Annotated in this window: 13 protein-coding genes; 10 read left to right on the top strand and 3 right to left on the bottom strand. The window is 63.8% G+C overall.

The genetic code is table 11. The features are described 5' to 3' along the window. Positions 1-13 precede the first annotated feature (13 nt). Both BI327_RS18615 and BI327_RS18610 read left to right on the top strand, forming a co-directional pair. Positions 14-1,162, top strand: a complete 1,149-nt coding sequence (locus BI327_RS18615) for a hypothetical protein (protein ID WP_076862271.1) — start codon at positions 14-16, stop codon at positions 1,160-1,162. Next, positions 1,159-1,392, top strand: coding sequence for a hypothetical protein (locus tag BI327_RS18610; RefSeq protein WP_245334865.1), 234 nt, complete (start codon positions 1,159-1,161; stop codon positions 1,390-1,392). Before BI327_RS18615 ends, BI327_RS18610 begins: the two co-directional genes overlap by 4 nt. 199 nt (positions 1,393-1,591) lie before the next feature. On the opposite strand, the gene BI327_RS18605 is transcribed toward BI327_RS18610, so the two are convergent. Then, a complete protein-coding gene (locus tag BI327_RS18605; protein ID WP_174683052.1) occupies positions 1,592-1,981 on the bottom strand; it encodes a VanZ family protein in 390 nt (129 codons plus the stop codon). 341 nt (positions 1,982-2,322) lie between these two features. Between BI327_RS18605 and BI327_RS42765 the strand changes: the two genes are divergently transcribed. Next, positions 2,323-2,499, top strand: coding sequence for a hypothetical protein (locus BI327_RS42765; RefSeq protein ID WP_167386896.1), 177 nt, complete (start codon positions 2,323-2,325; stop codon positions 2,497-2,499). Between the two features lie 823 nt (positions 2,500-3,322). Here BI327_RS42765 and BI327_RS18595 read toward each other — a convergent pair. After that, entirely contained in the window at positions 3,323-3,469 is a 147-nt protein-coding gene (locus tag BI327_RS18595) for a sigma factor-like helix-turn-helix DNA-binding protein (protein ID WP_167386893.1), read from the bottom strand. 345 nt (positions 3,470-3,814) lie between these two features. Here BI327_RS18595 and BI327_RS18590 point away from each other — a divergent pair, with 345 nt between their 5' ends. The 6 genes from BI327_RS18590 (at position 3,815) to BI327_RS18565 (ending at position 11,275) form a co-directional block, all read left to right on the top strand. Continuing rightward, positions 3,815-4,477, top strand: coding sequence for a response regulator transcription factor (locus BI327_RS18590; protein WP_016841655.1), 663 nt, complete (start codon positions 3,815-3,817; stop codon positions 4,475-4,477). A 255-nt stretch (positions 4,478-4,732) separates the two neighbouring features. Continuing rightward, a complete protein-coding gene (locus BI327_RS18585; RefSeq protein ID WP_076862266.1) occupies positions 4,733-6,109 on the top strand; it encodes a sensor histidine kinase in 1,377 nt (458 codons plus the stop codon). Positions 6,110-6,264: 155 nt separating this feature from the next. Further along, the gene (locus BI327_RS18580) at positions 6,265-6,729 is read left to right on the top strand and encodes a (2Fe-2S)-binding protein (RefSeq protein WP_167350174.1); all 465 of its coding nucleotides are present in this window, start codon (positions 6,265-6,267) and stop codon (positions 6,727-6,729) included. Position 6,730: 1 nt separating this feature from the next. Beyond that, positions 6,731-8,980: a xanthine dehydrogenase family protein molybdopterin-binding subunit gene (locus BI327_RS18575; RefSeq protein WP_076862265.1), complete on the top strand. Its 2,250-nt coding sequence runs from the start codon at positions 6,731-6,733 to the stop codon at positions 8,978-8,980. An 8-nt stretch (positions 8,981-8,988) separates the two neighbouring features. Continuing rightward, positions 8,989-9,621, top strand: a complete 633-nt coding sequence (locus BI327_RS18570) for a hypothetical protein (RefSeq protein WP_076862264.1) — start codon at positions 8,989-8,991, stop codon at positions 9,619-9,621. 259 nt (positions 9,622-9,880) lie between these two features. After that, positions 9,881-11,275 (top strand): hypothetical protein, encoded by a 1,395-nt coding sequence (locus BI327_RS18565; protein ID WP_076862263.1) that lies wholly within the window; start codon positions 9,881-9,883, stop codon positions 11,273-11,275. A 116-nt stretch (positions 11,276-11,391) separates the two neighbouring features. Here the strand turns inward: BI327_RS18565 and BI327_RS18560 are convergent, their stop codons facing one another. Then, positions 11,392-12,057, bottom strand: coding sequence for a hypothetical protein (locus tag BI327_RS18560; RefSeq protein ID WP_076862262.1), 666 nt, complete (start codon positions 12,055-12,057; stop codon positions 11,392-11,394). Between the two features lie 461 nt (positions 12,058-12,518). Here BI327_RS18560 and ccmI point away from each other — a divergent pair, with 461 nt between their 5' ends. After that, on the top strand, positions 12,519-13,640 hold the full coding sequence (ccmI, locus tag BI327_RS18555) for a c-type cytochrome biogenesis protein CcmI (RefSeq protein ID WP_076862261.1): 1,122 nt from the start codon (positions 12,519-12,521) through the stop codon (positions 13,638-13,640). Positions 13,641-13,676 lie beyond the last annotated feature (36 nt).

The raw sequence follows: 13,676 nt of genomic DNA, 5'->3' as shown, positions 1-13,676 counted from the left end.
CAGACTAACATTTATGACGTCGACGCCGGCCCAGAGGACGGTCAGGGACATCGGCCCCGCGCACCCCGAGGTGGAGTTCGCGCTGGTGCTGGCGCGGACCATCGACTCCGTGAGTTCCGACCCGCAGCAGCTGCGCAGCGCGGTCTACGAGCTCGCGCGGCAGAAGCTGCAGCAGCTCGCGCACGAGGATCCCGCGGAAAAACAGCGTCTGATGCAGGCGCTGGAAGCGGCGATCGAAGGCGTCGAAGCGCACACCCGCGACAATCGGTTCGAAAAATTCGCCGTGCCGCCGGCGCGGGCGCTGCCCGCTTTCCTGGAGGCGGCGGGCGCTGCGCGCAGGATCGAGGGGCCTTCCCGGATCGATGTCGAGGAGGCATTCGTCACGACGCTCGCGCCGGCGGTGCCGCCGCGCCGTCCGCTGTGGTCGTCGTCGGCGCCGCTGCGTTACGTTGCGATGCTGGCTCTGTTTGGGCTGATCGCAGCCGTCGTCCTGTTGCAGCAACGCGGTGTGTCACTCGCCGCGGCGCGCGCGATGATCGCCGGCACGCTCGCGCCGGCGCCAGCCCAACCGCAGAGGCCGGCGGTGGTCGCCGCCGTCCCGGCGCCGGCCATGCCCGCCGCGCCGCCGGCGCCGAGGCGGCCGTTGCCGACCGCCTACGGCGTCTACGCCGAGAGCGGCGGCAAGCTCTACGAGCTGCAACTGATCCAGGGGCGGGCGCCGGACCCGCGCGTGGCGATCTCGGCGGCGATCACCAAGCCGAGCGAGACCACGCTGCCTGACGGACATCTGCACTTCATCGTGTTCCGGCGCGAAGGCGCCGGCGGCGCATCCGACCCGATCGATGTACGCCTGATCGCGCGGGTGACGCAGCAGACCACGTTCGACGCGACCGGCAAGCCGGTGGTCTCGCCGGGCGACGACACCTGGGTGATCCGCAACATCTCGATCCCGTTCCGCGCCGCGCCGCTCGCCGAGGATCCGCAGATGTTCGAGGTCCTGCCGCGCGACGATGCGCCGTTGTCGCCGGGACGCTACGCATTGATCCTGAAGGCGCAGGCCTATGATTTCACCGTCGAGGGCGCGGTGACCGACAGGCGGCATTGCCTGCAGCGGCTGGCGGCCGCCAATGGCGTGTTCTACTCGGAATGCGAGAAGCTGTGAGCGGGGCGCCCATTCGGCTCAGCGCCGTGCTGGCGCTCCTGCTGTCGTCGGGTGCCGCCATCGCCGCACCCGATGCCGAGACGGCGAAGCGGTGCCTGCGCGCGGCCTACATGGTCTATCCGTACAAGCGACCGGGCGCCGCGCCGATGAATGGCGACCGGCTGCACTTCTTTCAGCAATGCATGGCGCAAGAGGGCACAAAGTCCGCGGAAGCGCCGAAGCGCGATTAACGCGTGATAGGAACCGGAATGGCGGTGCTTCACCTCTCCCTTGGGAGAGGTCGGCGCGTAGCGCCGGGTGAGGGATTACGGTCTCTCGTTAGCGCTGCGGCCCCTCACCCGATTTGCTGCGCAAATCGACTCTCCCCGCTGGGGAGAGGTAAAGCTGATACGTGGACTAACCGATCCGGTTCAAGTACATCGCGCCGCCTCAACGCGCGGACTGTTCCGCGCGCGACCTCAATCGGCCGAACTGGCTGCGCAGCACCAGCAGCAAGAAGTGACCCGCGCCGATGCCGGCAAGCCCTCCCGCGACCTTGACGACCGCGTCGAGCAGCCGGCCATGGCGATCCGGTGTCAGCAATTGCATCGCTTCAAGCGTGAACGCGCTGAACACGACAAAGAGCACGATCAGGGCGGTGCGCCGCGGGTACCCCAGCACGAAAGCGAGGCCCATCACGGCAAACGCGGTGAAGCGCTCGGCCTGCGGATGCAGGAACGACGGACGGTCCTGGATTGGGGAGAGCGTGACGAATGCGATGAAGGCCAGCGCAAGCCAGCCGGCAACCACTCCAAACGTCTTGATCTTCGAAACAAGCAACAAAGTATTCCCGGTCCCTTTGCCCCGCGCTGCAATAGCGCATCGCTCACGTCCGCGATAATGAATTGCCCGCCGAAGGTTAACTTGTCTGTCGGCTAGTAACTCGTCGCATGTGGATCATGATCCGGAACAGGGTACCGTAGCTTGTCCCATTCTCGGTATGTCCGGTGAGGCATATGCATCGTTATGTGCATATAGATTTCTATGGGACGCAATACGTTCCTGACTACGGCTCAGAGGTGTTTCCATCGTTCTGCGTGGGTGAAGGGAGTTCCAGAAGACTATTGCCCCGCGAGTTCCATGTGTGATGATCCACTGTGATCTCCCTGGGAGTTCATCCAATGAAGGACATGCAAGCGCACTTGGAGAAGCTTCGTATCGAGGCGGAAGAGTGCGAGCTGATCAGTAAGCTGGCGACCAATCAGACCAAGAAAGATCTGTTCGCCAGGTTGGCTGCGCATTACCGCGCACTGGCTGCCGAAGTCGAGAAGGCAATGAGCGAGTCCAGGCGGAGTTAATGGTTTCGATTCAGGAACATTACTTCAACCTGACAATTGACCGCTATCGCCGCGCATCACATTTGGCACCCGGCGATTGGATCGCGTGTCGCGCTCTGGCCTCCTGAACGGCAACGGAGCCCACGTGACGAAGCGACGCAACCGCGTCAGGCAAACCGATTCGCTTGAGGAACGCCTCATCGCAAGAGCCGGGAGCGTGCGCGAACAGGCCGCAGCGCTGGCCCCAGATATCGAAAAAGAGGCTAAGCTCCAGCTGGCCCGGCAAGCCGACGCCGGGGGCAGGCATGAGTGAGTGGCTACGCTCGCCGAGCTCCGCTGAGGAGGTCTATCATGCATGCACACCATCACCGCATCGACAGCGTCGAGATCGCCTTTGTCTGCGCTGCGGCAGTGTCGTTTGTGGCGCTGGCCGCGAGCGTGGCTTGGCTGCTTATGCCGTGAACCACAGGGCCCGAAAGCTGTGCCTTTCCGGTCCATCCCGAAGCAACGGCCCCAGCGCCGGGGAAACGCTGAGGCCGCGTCCAAGTGCTGTCCGCTTTAGGCACCGGGACCGCTGGTCAACCGGATGTCGCTACAGAGGTTCCTGGCCGCAAAAGGAGGCGGCCCCAGCACCCTTGGAGGGCAAATGCCGGGGCCGCTCTTTATTTCCATTCTCACGCCGAACCGCCGCTTGCCGATAATAGACGGCCCCTCTGGGCTTAAAAGTTGAACTTAATGAAACAGCCCGACCCAGTGCCTGGATCATCGAATCAAAATGTGAGCTGGTCAATTAACTTGCGTGAATCAAAGGTAAATAAATCGTCGGGATGCTTAACGTGCGATCCTAGTTCCCCTCCGCGAGGCGCCTTCTGATTATCGTTAGTCGCGCGCTCACGGCAGCTTCGGTGCGGCCGAGCTTCTGAGCGATCTCGCGCTGCGTGAGATCGGTCTCGCGGATCATCTGCAGCAGGCGCTGCTCTTCCTCTTCCATCCAAGCTGGCACTACGCTCTCCGAATTGTTTCGTTCTGGAAATGCCAGCATGGATTGCAGATTTCGGTAGTCGCGTCTGTCCGGTGTTTTCCGGTCTGTCCTGATTTGTTCTGTCGCGTGTCCCAACCAGGGCACACCCAATGAGGTGTCAAAATACCGTAAACTGAAACCTGATCCGACCTGCGCGTATCTCCTGGCGGGAACCTGCGACGCTTGCGCGGGTTCCCCGGATGGTGCACCTGACGAAAAAATTAGCTTTGCGTTGCGGATCCATTCATAGGCCGTTCACGGCCGGAAGCCTCATTTGATGGCGGACTATCGCAATGCTCACTCTCGGAGGCCAAAGTGCGTCTGCTCGTCGTTGAGGATGACCCGGATCTGAACCGCCAGCTCACCACCGCGCTGACGGACGCCGGCTATGTGGTCGATCGCGCGTTCGACGGCGAGGAGGGGCATTTCCTGGGCGATAGCGAGCCCTACGACGCCGTCGTGCTGGATATCGGCCTGCCGAAGATGGACGGTATCTCGGTGCTCGAGGCCTGGCGGCGGAACAAGCGGGTGATGCCGGTGCTGATTCTCACCGCGCGCGACCGCTGGAGCGACAAGGTTCAGGGCTTCGATGCCGGCGCCGACGATTATGTCGCAAAACCCTTCCATCTCGAGGAGGTGCTGGCACGGATCCGCGCGCTGCTGCGCCGCGCGACCGGGCATGCCCAGGTCGAGCTGAACTGCGGGCCGGTGGCGCTCAATACCCGCACCAAGCGCGTCACCGTCAACGGCAACCCGATCAAGCTGACCTCGCACGAGTACAATCTGCTCGACTATCTGATGCACCACACCGGGCGGGTGGTCTCGCGCACCGAGCTGGTCGAGCATCTCTACGACCAGGACTTCGACCGCGACTCGAACACGATCGAGGTGTTCGTCGGCCGCATCCGCAAGAAGCTGGAAGTCGATATCATCCAGACGGTTCGCGGCCTCGGCTACATGCTGTCGCCGCCGACTTAAGGCATGGTCCGGAAAAGTGCGAAGCGGTTTTCCGAAAAGATCATGCTCTTAAAGCGTTTTCGAGCGAAGCGGATAGCGGTCCGCTCGCGTGAAGAAAACACGACCAAACAACAGGATGAGGGCATATCCTATTCAATTGGATCATGCCCTTAGAGCGCTTGATCGGCGTACACGGGCATTGTCATGATGCGCGCCGGGAGGACTGGATTCGCCAATGTCTCGGCCCGCTGACACCCTGATCGAGCTCGTGCCCTGATGGGCGGCAGTTCGCTTGCGACCCGCCTGTTCGTCTCGGCGACCGCCTGGGTGGTGGTGATCCTGGCGATCACCGGCGTCATCCTGTCGTCGGTCTACCGCGACGCGACCGAGCGCGCCTTCGACCGGCGGCTCAATCTCTATCTGCGCACCCTGATCGCCGAAGTCGCGACACCAGACGAGCCGGCCGACCGCCAGTTCCAGTCGCTCGGCGAGCCGCTGTTCGACCTGCCTTTGTCAGGCTGGTACTGGCAGATCACCCGCACCGACACCGAGAAGGGCGAGACCCGCGCCTCGCGCTCGCTGTGGGACAAGAAGTTGCCGAAGCTCGAGGAGCATGGCGCGGAACTGACCGCCGCCGGCGTCCGCCTCGGCTATGTCGACGGGCCCGAAGGCCAGAGCCTGCGCGTCGTGGAGCGGCCGGTCGACCTCGGCGCCGACGGCAAGTTCCTGGTCAGCGTCGCCGGTGACGCCACCGAGATCTTCGATGAGACGCGCAGCTTCGACTATTACCTCGGCGGCACCTTCGCAGCCCTCGGCATCGTGCTGCTGCTGACCACGATCTTCCAGGTGCGCTACGGCCTGGCGCCGCTCAAGCGGATTTCGGATGCGATCGCCGATATCCGCTCCGGCCGTGCCGAGCGACTGGAGGGCCGGTTCCCGGTCGAGATCGCGCCGCTCGCGCGCGAGACCAACGCGCTGATCGATGCCAACCGGGAGATCGTCGAGCGCTCGCGCACCCATGTCGGCAACCTTGCGCACGCGATCAAGACGCCGTTGTCGGTGATCGTGAATGAGGCGGCCGCGCATGCCGCGGACCCTTTCGCCAGCAAGGTGCTGGAGCAGGCTGATGTGATGCGCGACCAGGTCGCGCACCATCTCGAGCGCGCCCGGATCGCCGCCCGCGCCACCATCGTCTCGACCATCACCGACGTCGCACCCGTGATCGAGGCGCTGCGCCGGACCATGGAGAAGATCCATCGCGACCGCGATCTCGTGATCGAGGCGAAGGCCGATCCGGCGGCGCGGTTTCGCGGCGAGCGGCAGGACCTCGAGGAAATGGTCGGCAATCTCGTCGACAATGCCTGCAAATGGGCGGCCTCGCAGGTGTTCATCGAGGTCAGTGTGGTCCCGCCGGAGGCGTCGGGCGCCGGGCCGCGCCTGCGCATCGTGGTCGACGACGACGGGCGCGGCCTGTCGGAAGCCGAGCGCGCCCAGGTGTCACGGCGCGGCCAGCGGCTCGACGAGTCAAAGCCCGGCTCGGGGCTTGGCCTGTCGATCGTGACCGATCTCGCCGGCCTCTATGGCGGCAATCTCACCTTGAACAATGCGCCGATCGGCGGCTTGCGGGCCGAGCTGGTGCTGCCGGCGGTGTAGTCGTTGGCGACTGCGCGGGAGCGAGCCGATGGCGTTGCGGGGCGCGGCGTAATCGCACAGGGCTGCCTAATCAGTGTACTTGGCAGTGTAACAAGCCTCGGTTACCGTTTCGTCCTCGCCTGACCGTAAGTCAGGCCAAGACCTGCGAGGACGCCATGATTGAGCTCACGGTCAATGGTACCAAGCACCAAGTCGACGTTGTCCCCGAGATGCCCTTGCTGTGGGTGCTGCGCGACGAACTCGGAATTACAAGCCCCAAATACGGCTGCGGAGTTGCGCAATGCGGCGCCTGCACCGTTCAGATCGATGGAATGGCAGTCCGATCTTGCCAGGCGCATATCGGTGAGATTGCAGGCAAGTCGGTCGTCACGCTCGAAGGGCTGGAAAAGCGGGACCAACATCCAGTTCTCCAGGCCTGGATCGAGCATCAGGTTCCCCAATGCGGTTACTGTCAGACCGGCCAGATCATGCAGGCCATTTCGCTGCTCGATCTGATCGCGCAGCCGACCGACGAAGACATCAACGAGGTGATGTCCGGCAATCTCTGCCGTTGCGGCACCTATCCGCGTATTCGGGCCGCTATCCACGCGGCGGCCGCGAAGAAGATGGCGGAGAAGTGAGATGGCACCTCAGACTTATTCGCGCCGCGCATTCGTTTTTGGCTCCGCTGCGGTAGCTGGCGGCATCGCCTTCGGCTTGTACGGCGACCCTGTGCAGGCCGCGACGGCGAGTGACAATCCATTGACCGCCGGCCTCGGGCCGAATTCCGCAACCTTCAACCCCTGGGTCGAAATCAGCCCGGCGAAGATCACGCTCATTGCGCAACATGCCGACATCGGCCAGGGCGTCGGCTCAGTGCAGGTGATCCTGATCGCCGAAGAGATGGATCTGGATCCTGGTCAGTTCGAGATCCGGTTCGCCGGCCCCAGTCCCGCCTATTTCAACACCGGTTTCGCGGATGAATTCGCGCCGTTCGTGGCGGCGGACCAAAGCCCGGCCGCGGAAGAAGCGCGCGCCGCCACGCTCGAATATCTCAGGAAGACCGGTCTGCAAATGACCGGCGGCTCGAGTACGATTCCGGACACCTACCAAAAGCTGCGGGTCGCCGGCGCGGTCGCACGCGAGACGCTGAAGGCCGCCGCAGCCAAACGAGCGGGAGTTGCGGTCGCCGACCTCCGCACGCAATCCGGCAACGTGATCTTGCCGGACGGGAAGAAGATTGCCTATCTCGACCTCGCCGCAGACGCGGCCCAGATAGCGCCCGTGCTCGATGCAAAGCCGCGCGATCCGTCGCAATGGCGGATGCTGGGCAAGCCGATGACACGTCTCGATGTTCGCTCGAAGGTCATGGGCGAGCTGAAGTTCGGCATCGATATGCGGATGGACGGCATGCTCTATGCCTCCGTCAAGCTGAACCCCAACAAGGGGCAGCCGCTGAAATCGTATGACGCAAGCAAGGCCCACACGATGCCGGGGGTCAAGAAGATCCTCGAAATCAAGAATGGCGTTGCGGTGGTTGCCACGAACAGCTGGTATGCGATGGAGGCGGTCGCCGCGATCGATTGCGAGTGGGCGCCCTCAGCATATCCCGCCGAGCAGGCCGACCATTGGAAGGTGCTGGAAGCTTCGTTCAAGCCAGAATTCCTCGGCAAGGAGTGGCGCAAGATCGGCGATGTCGAGGCCGGGCTGAAGGCCGGCACGCGCGTCGAGGCCGAATATCGCGCGCCCTATCTGGCGCATCAGCCGCTTGAGCCTCTCAACGGAATGGGACTCGTCACCGACAAGGGGATGGAGATCTGGGTCGGCCATCAAAGCCCGCAATTCGTGCAGAACATCGCGGCGGCGGCGATCGGCCTGAAGCCGGAACAGGTCACCTTCCACAACCAATGGACGGGCGGAAGCTTCGGGCACCGTCTCGAGTATGAAAACGTTCGCGTCCTGGCGGAGATCGCAAACCAGATGCGCGGCACGCCGATCAAGCTCGTCTTCTCGCGCGAAGAGGATTTCCTCCAGGACATTCCGCGGCAAATTGCCATCGCCCGGCACAAAGGCAGCGTCGACAATGGCAAGATCGTTGCCGTCGATCTGCAACTGGCCTCGACGCCTCCGCTGAAGGGACTGCTCGAGCGCTCGGGCATCCCATCGAAGGATCCCGACGGGCAGTTGGCCGCGGGTTTGTGGAACGTTTATTACGACATCCCCAACTTCCGGGGCACGAGCTACGAGGCGCAGGGATTGTCGCCAAGCACCACATGGCGATCGGTCGGTGCTTCAACCGCGGGCTTCTTCACCGAGAGCTTCATCGACGAGCTGATCCACGCCGCGGGCCTCGATCCCATGAAGGCGCGCATCGCGATGTGCAATGTGCCGACTTACCGGAAGGTGCTGGAGACGGTCGCGGAGATGTCGGATTGGAAGGGACCGCTCGGAAACGGCCGAGGCCGCGGCGTCGCCTTCGTCGAGGCTTTCGGCACGCCGACTGCGGAAGTCGTCGAAGTGACGAAGACGGACCAGGGCATCAGGATCGACAAGGTCTGGGTCGCCGTCGATGTCGGCAAGGTCGTCGATCCCGTCAATTTCGAGAACCAGGTGCAGGGCGGCGTCGTCTGGGGGCTCGGCCATGCCATCAATTGCGAACTCACTTACGCAAAAGGCGCGGTGCAGCAGACCAACTACAACCACCACGAAGCGATGCGGATCTACCAGTGTCCCGTGATCGAAGTCCGCGGGCTTGAGAACGATCCGAAGGTAAGGGGCGTCGGAGAGCCGCCGGTCCCGCCGGCCGCACCTGCGCTCGCGAATGCGATCTTCGCGGCGACCGGACAGCGCATCCGCGAAATGCCCTTCAACAAGTTCATCGATTTCGTGTGAGGCGGGTCATGAAGCGATCTCTGATGGTGCTCGCTCTTGCCGCTTCGGCAACTGCCGTCCTGACCGGAATTGTTACGGCCAAGGACGAAGCCAACAAGGATGTCTTGCCGGCGGGCAGCGTCAGCCGCACCGAGGGGTTGGAGGCCTGGAAACGCATTGAGGCTGTCGTGACGCATCCGCGATGTGCGAATTGTCACGTCGATGCCAAGGCCATTCCGATCTGGACGCCGGCAGGTGAATCCAAGCCTCGCGTCCATGGTATGAACGTCCACGGCGGCGACAGTCGTATTGGCGCCGAGAAGATCGCCTGCGCGACCTGTCACATGACTTCGACCCAGGCCAACGAACCGGCACCGTCGCCGCCGCGCGCCGGCATCGACTGGCAACTCGCCCCCGTCGAATTCATCTGGTTCGGCAAGAGTGGCGCGGAGATCTGCGCGCAGCTTAGGGATCCCAAACGCAACGGTGGCCGCGACGCCGTTGGTCTGCTCGAGCATCTCAGGCACGATGCATCGCTCAACGGCTTCATCCCGCACGGATGGGCACCCGGGGCGGGCCGCACGACCCCGCCGGGGACGTTTGAGGATCACGTCAAGGACGTGGCTCTTTGGGGCGCCGCCGGACAGCCATGTCCGGAGTGACGCCTGTATCGCAATCAACCAACCGCTTTCGTCACACGGCGCAAACTCCGCGATCTTGCTGAGATCGGACGGCGGCGGATCGAATGAGGCACCTCGCGATTTTCTTCAATCATTTCAATTGGGCTTTCTACGCGTAGGAACCCTAAGCTATTGATCCATCGAATTTTTCAGATAACGGCTTCTTAACGCGCGCCCCTCTATCATCGCGGGCGGACGGGCTGCGGCGTTTGCCGGGCACCAAGCTTTCACGACCGGGCGCATGAGCCAGAAATCGACCGAGCGGCTGAGGGATTATCTCGCGCAGCTTCCGCCGCAATCGCAGGCGCTGCTGATGCGGGAGCTGGAGCGCGCCGTCGAACGCGGCGATGACGTCACTGTGGCCAATCTGGTGCTGGAGCAGCTGCGCAAGATCGTGCGCGGCGCCGAAGAGGACGAGCAGATCCAGCCGCGCAGCGACGATCCGGCGCGGCTGCTGTTCCGCCCGCTCGAGCCGTTCCTCGCCGAGACCAATTTCCCGACGCGAGCGGGCCAGCTCCGGCGCGCCTCGCTGCTGCCGATCTGGCAGTGGCTGGCCCGTGAGGGTGCGCCGGAGGCGGCCCGTGAATTCGAGACGGCACTCGCGGCCGCCACGGAGAGCGGTCCGATGGAGATCGCCGCGCGCAAGTTCCAGCTTGCGGCCGCTGAAGCCATTCTCAAGATCGCAGCACCGACGCAGGACGACCGCCAACGCGCGCTGTCGCGCGTCGGCCCGCCGAGCGTCGTCGAGGACCTGCTGCCGATCGGCCTCGTGCTGCAGGCCCGCGAGGCGCTGGAAACCCTGGGCAGCCGGCTGCCGAGCCAGATCCGCGTTTTCGCCGATTCCCAGATCGCTTCCGCCACCGAGGCGCTCAAGCTGCCGTCGCTGCAGACGCCGCAGCTGCTGCCGTTCGCGCTGTCATTGATTGCGCAGCGGCTCGCCGCGCCATGGCAGATCGTCCGCCTCGCCATCAAGATGGCGGCCTCCGACGACGAGCTGCGGGTCGCGGCCACGCCGTATGGCGTCGCCGTCACCATCGCGCTGCATGACCTGTCCTTCGTCGCGGCCTGCCTGCGCACCGACATCCGGCGCGGGCATTTCGATTATGTCGGCGAGCAGCTCAAGACCCTGCATGACGGCGTCCGCGGCCTGCGCACCGAGCTTGATCTGCGCAACGATTCCACCTGGGGACGTCAGCTGACGTCGGTGCGCGCCGATACGTCCAACGCGCTGCAATCGGAGATCGACAGCGTGCCGGGCCGGGTCCGCCGCATCCTGCGCCAGCGCGCCGACAAGGACATTGCGGCCGGCGCCAGGATCGACATGACCGAGGTCGAGGATGCCGCCGCCCTGATCGATTTCGTCGCAGTGTGCCGCACCTATGCCAGCGAGCTCGCCATCAACGAGGTGACGCTGCGGACCTTCTCGGACCTGCAACATTATGTCGAGCAGTCGACCGAGGGGCTGGTGCAGTCGCTGCGCGGCGGCGACGCCCGGGTCCGCGCCTTCCGCCAGCAGCAGGTCAAGGCCGCGATCCGCTTCTGCGAGGTGCTGTTCGGCCACGACTACGCCTCGCTGATGAACCGGGCGGCGGAGAATGCCGTGACCGGCGAGCGGAAGTCGTCGCGCGCGGGGTGAGATCGCGGACAATAGCAGGCGAAAGAACTTGGAATTGCGGTGATAGCCAGTCACCGCAATTTCCACCTTATCGTCCTGCGCAGGAAACCGGGGGCCGTCTCCGAATTCAGGTCACACTATATCGTACGCAGGAACCTACCGAGCATTTCATTCAAGTCTTTCGACCCATACATATCCCGTACGATATCGGACTCGTGCTCCGCCAGTCTCTTTCTGATAGAGTTCTCATCGCACGATAAAGACTTGGCGAGTGCGACAATTTCTGCAACGCGCAACACTGAGTAGCTAACGGTCCATTCGAACTTCTTATCTCCTTTCAGGAGCAAAGCCTTGATTCCGGATGGGGTTTCGATTGACCAGAATGTCGGCTTGAGAAGCTCCTCCACCATTTCGTTCAGACGGGTCGGCCAACTATCCGGAGCCTGAGGGTCTGGCACACACATTCTCTGCCAGCCAAGTTGGCGTGCCGCGTCAAAAAGGGTCCAGCACGGCCGCCGACCTAAGGGCCAAATATCGTTTCCAAACGTCGGGTGGAGATACGGAAAAATCGCCGGCAATGCAGCTATGACTTTCGTCCGCGAGGCAGCGTTGAACACGCCGAAATGGGGAGCATACGCACGCAGTGCAGGCTTGTATGCCAAGTAAGCGACATGGGTAACCGCCGGCGTGCTTCCGTCAAAAATGTACCAAAGATCACCTTTGCCAAAGACCTCGTACTCAGGCGTTCTCCGATATCCAAGGGCCTCGAACGCGGTCCGAAATTCAGCGACTCTCGATTTCATCGGCGACGTCTTCAGTTGTTGTCCGATCACGGTGACAGTTCATTTAATTGCAAAGTCGCGCCCTGAGGGGAAGCACCGCCGGACAATCCCATGGGTCAACAATTAGATGCACCCTAGTTCGTGAGCATTTCGACGCGAACCAACGACCCCGCCAAGGCGGGACGACAACCCGTTGGAATTTCGGAATAATGGAAGTGTGCACTTGAGTTGCCCGACGTGTCAACCGTCGATCGAGCGCCGGCACCAGTCGGCTACTGTGCATGGGGTTGTTTTCGATATTTGGTGGCGCGCGCCTTGGCCCGGCGCCGCCGTTGCAATACCGCCCGAACGGCACCGGAAACCGCCTGATTTCCGACCTTCGGCCGATCCAGCAATTGTCAATTGCCGGGCTCGCCGCCGGTAGTGTAAAGCGATTCTAAGGCGGCTCACCTGAAGCCGCCGTTCCACCCGGGAACCGCTTGATGACGCTGTGGTTTGTGTTCGCGCTGATGACGGTCGCGGCGACCTTTGCCGTGCTGTGGCCGCTCAGCCGCCGCGGGCGGGCGGATACCGGCGGCAGCGAGGTCGTGGTCTACCGCGACCAGCTCGCCGAAATTGACCGCGACATGGCTTCAGGCATCATCGGCGCCGCCGAGGCCGATGCGGCGCGGATCGAGATCAGCCGCCGGCTGCTGGCCGCCGCCGACCAGAGCGGACGCGAGACTCCGGTGCAGGGCAGTCTCACGCTGCGGCGTGGCGCCGCGGTCGTGGCCCTGGTCGGCTTGCCCGTCATTGCGTCGGGCTTCTATCTCGCGCTCGGCTCGCCGCGGCTTGGCGACTTTCCGCTCGCCGAGCGCAGCAAGGTCGCCGATGCCAACCAGCCGCTTGCCAACCTGGTGGCGCAGGTCGAGGCCCATCTGGAGAAGAACCCGACCGACGGCCGCGGCTGGACGGTGCTGGCGCCGGTGCTGTCGCGGCTCGGCCGCTATGATGACGCGGTCCGCGCCTATCGCAACGCCATCACCTATGCCGGCGAGACCGCCGATCGCCGCGCCGATCTCGGCGAGGCGCTGATGGGGACCGCCGGCGGTGTCGTCACCGCGGATGCCAAGAGCGAGTTCGAGCGCTCGGTCGCGCTGAATGGCGACGACGCCAAGGCGAACTATTTCCTCGGCCTCGCCGCCGAGCAGGACGGCCGCAAGGCCGACGCTGCGGCGCTCTGGCAGAAGATGCTGGCGAAGGGGCCATCGGATGCGCCGTGGCGCCCGCTGGTGCAAGCCGCATTGGTGCGGGTCGGCGGCAGCGCACCCGGTGGCGCCAGCGCACCGGCGCTGCCGGATGGCGCGGTGGCCGCGGCCAAGGACATGAGCGAGGCCGATCGCGGCACCATGATCAAGGGCATGGTCGACCGGCTGGCGACGCGGCTGAAGACCAACGGCGACGACGTCGAGGGCTGGCTGCGGCTGGTGCGCGCCTATCTCGTGATGGGCGAGCGTGACAAGGCGATGAGCGCGCGCGCGGATGCCCGTCAGGCGGTCGCCAACGATGCGGACCGGTTGCGTCAGCTCAATGAGGGGCTGAAGAATCTCGGGTTGGATGGATAGAGCATGACGCCGAAACGTGCACAGCGGTTTTCGCAA

This window comes from Bradyrhizobium mercantei, from assembly GCF_001982635.1.
In the GTDB taxonomy this organism is placed as follows: Bacteria; Pseudomonadota; Alphaproteobacteria; order Rhizobiales; family Xanthobacteraceae; genus Bradyrhizobium; species Bradyrhizobium mercantei.
Note: the sequence above shows the minus strand (reverse complement) of the source record. Positions and strands in the feature narration are given on the sequence as shown.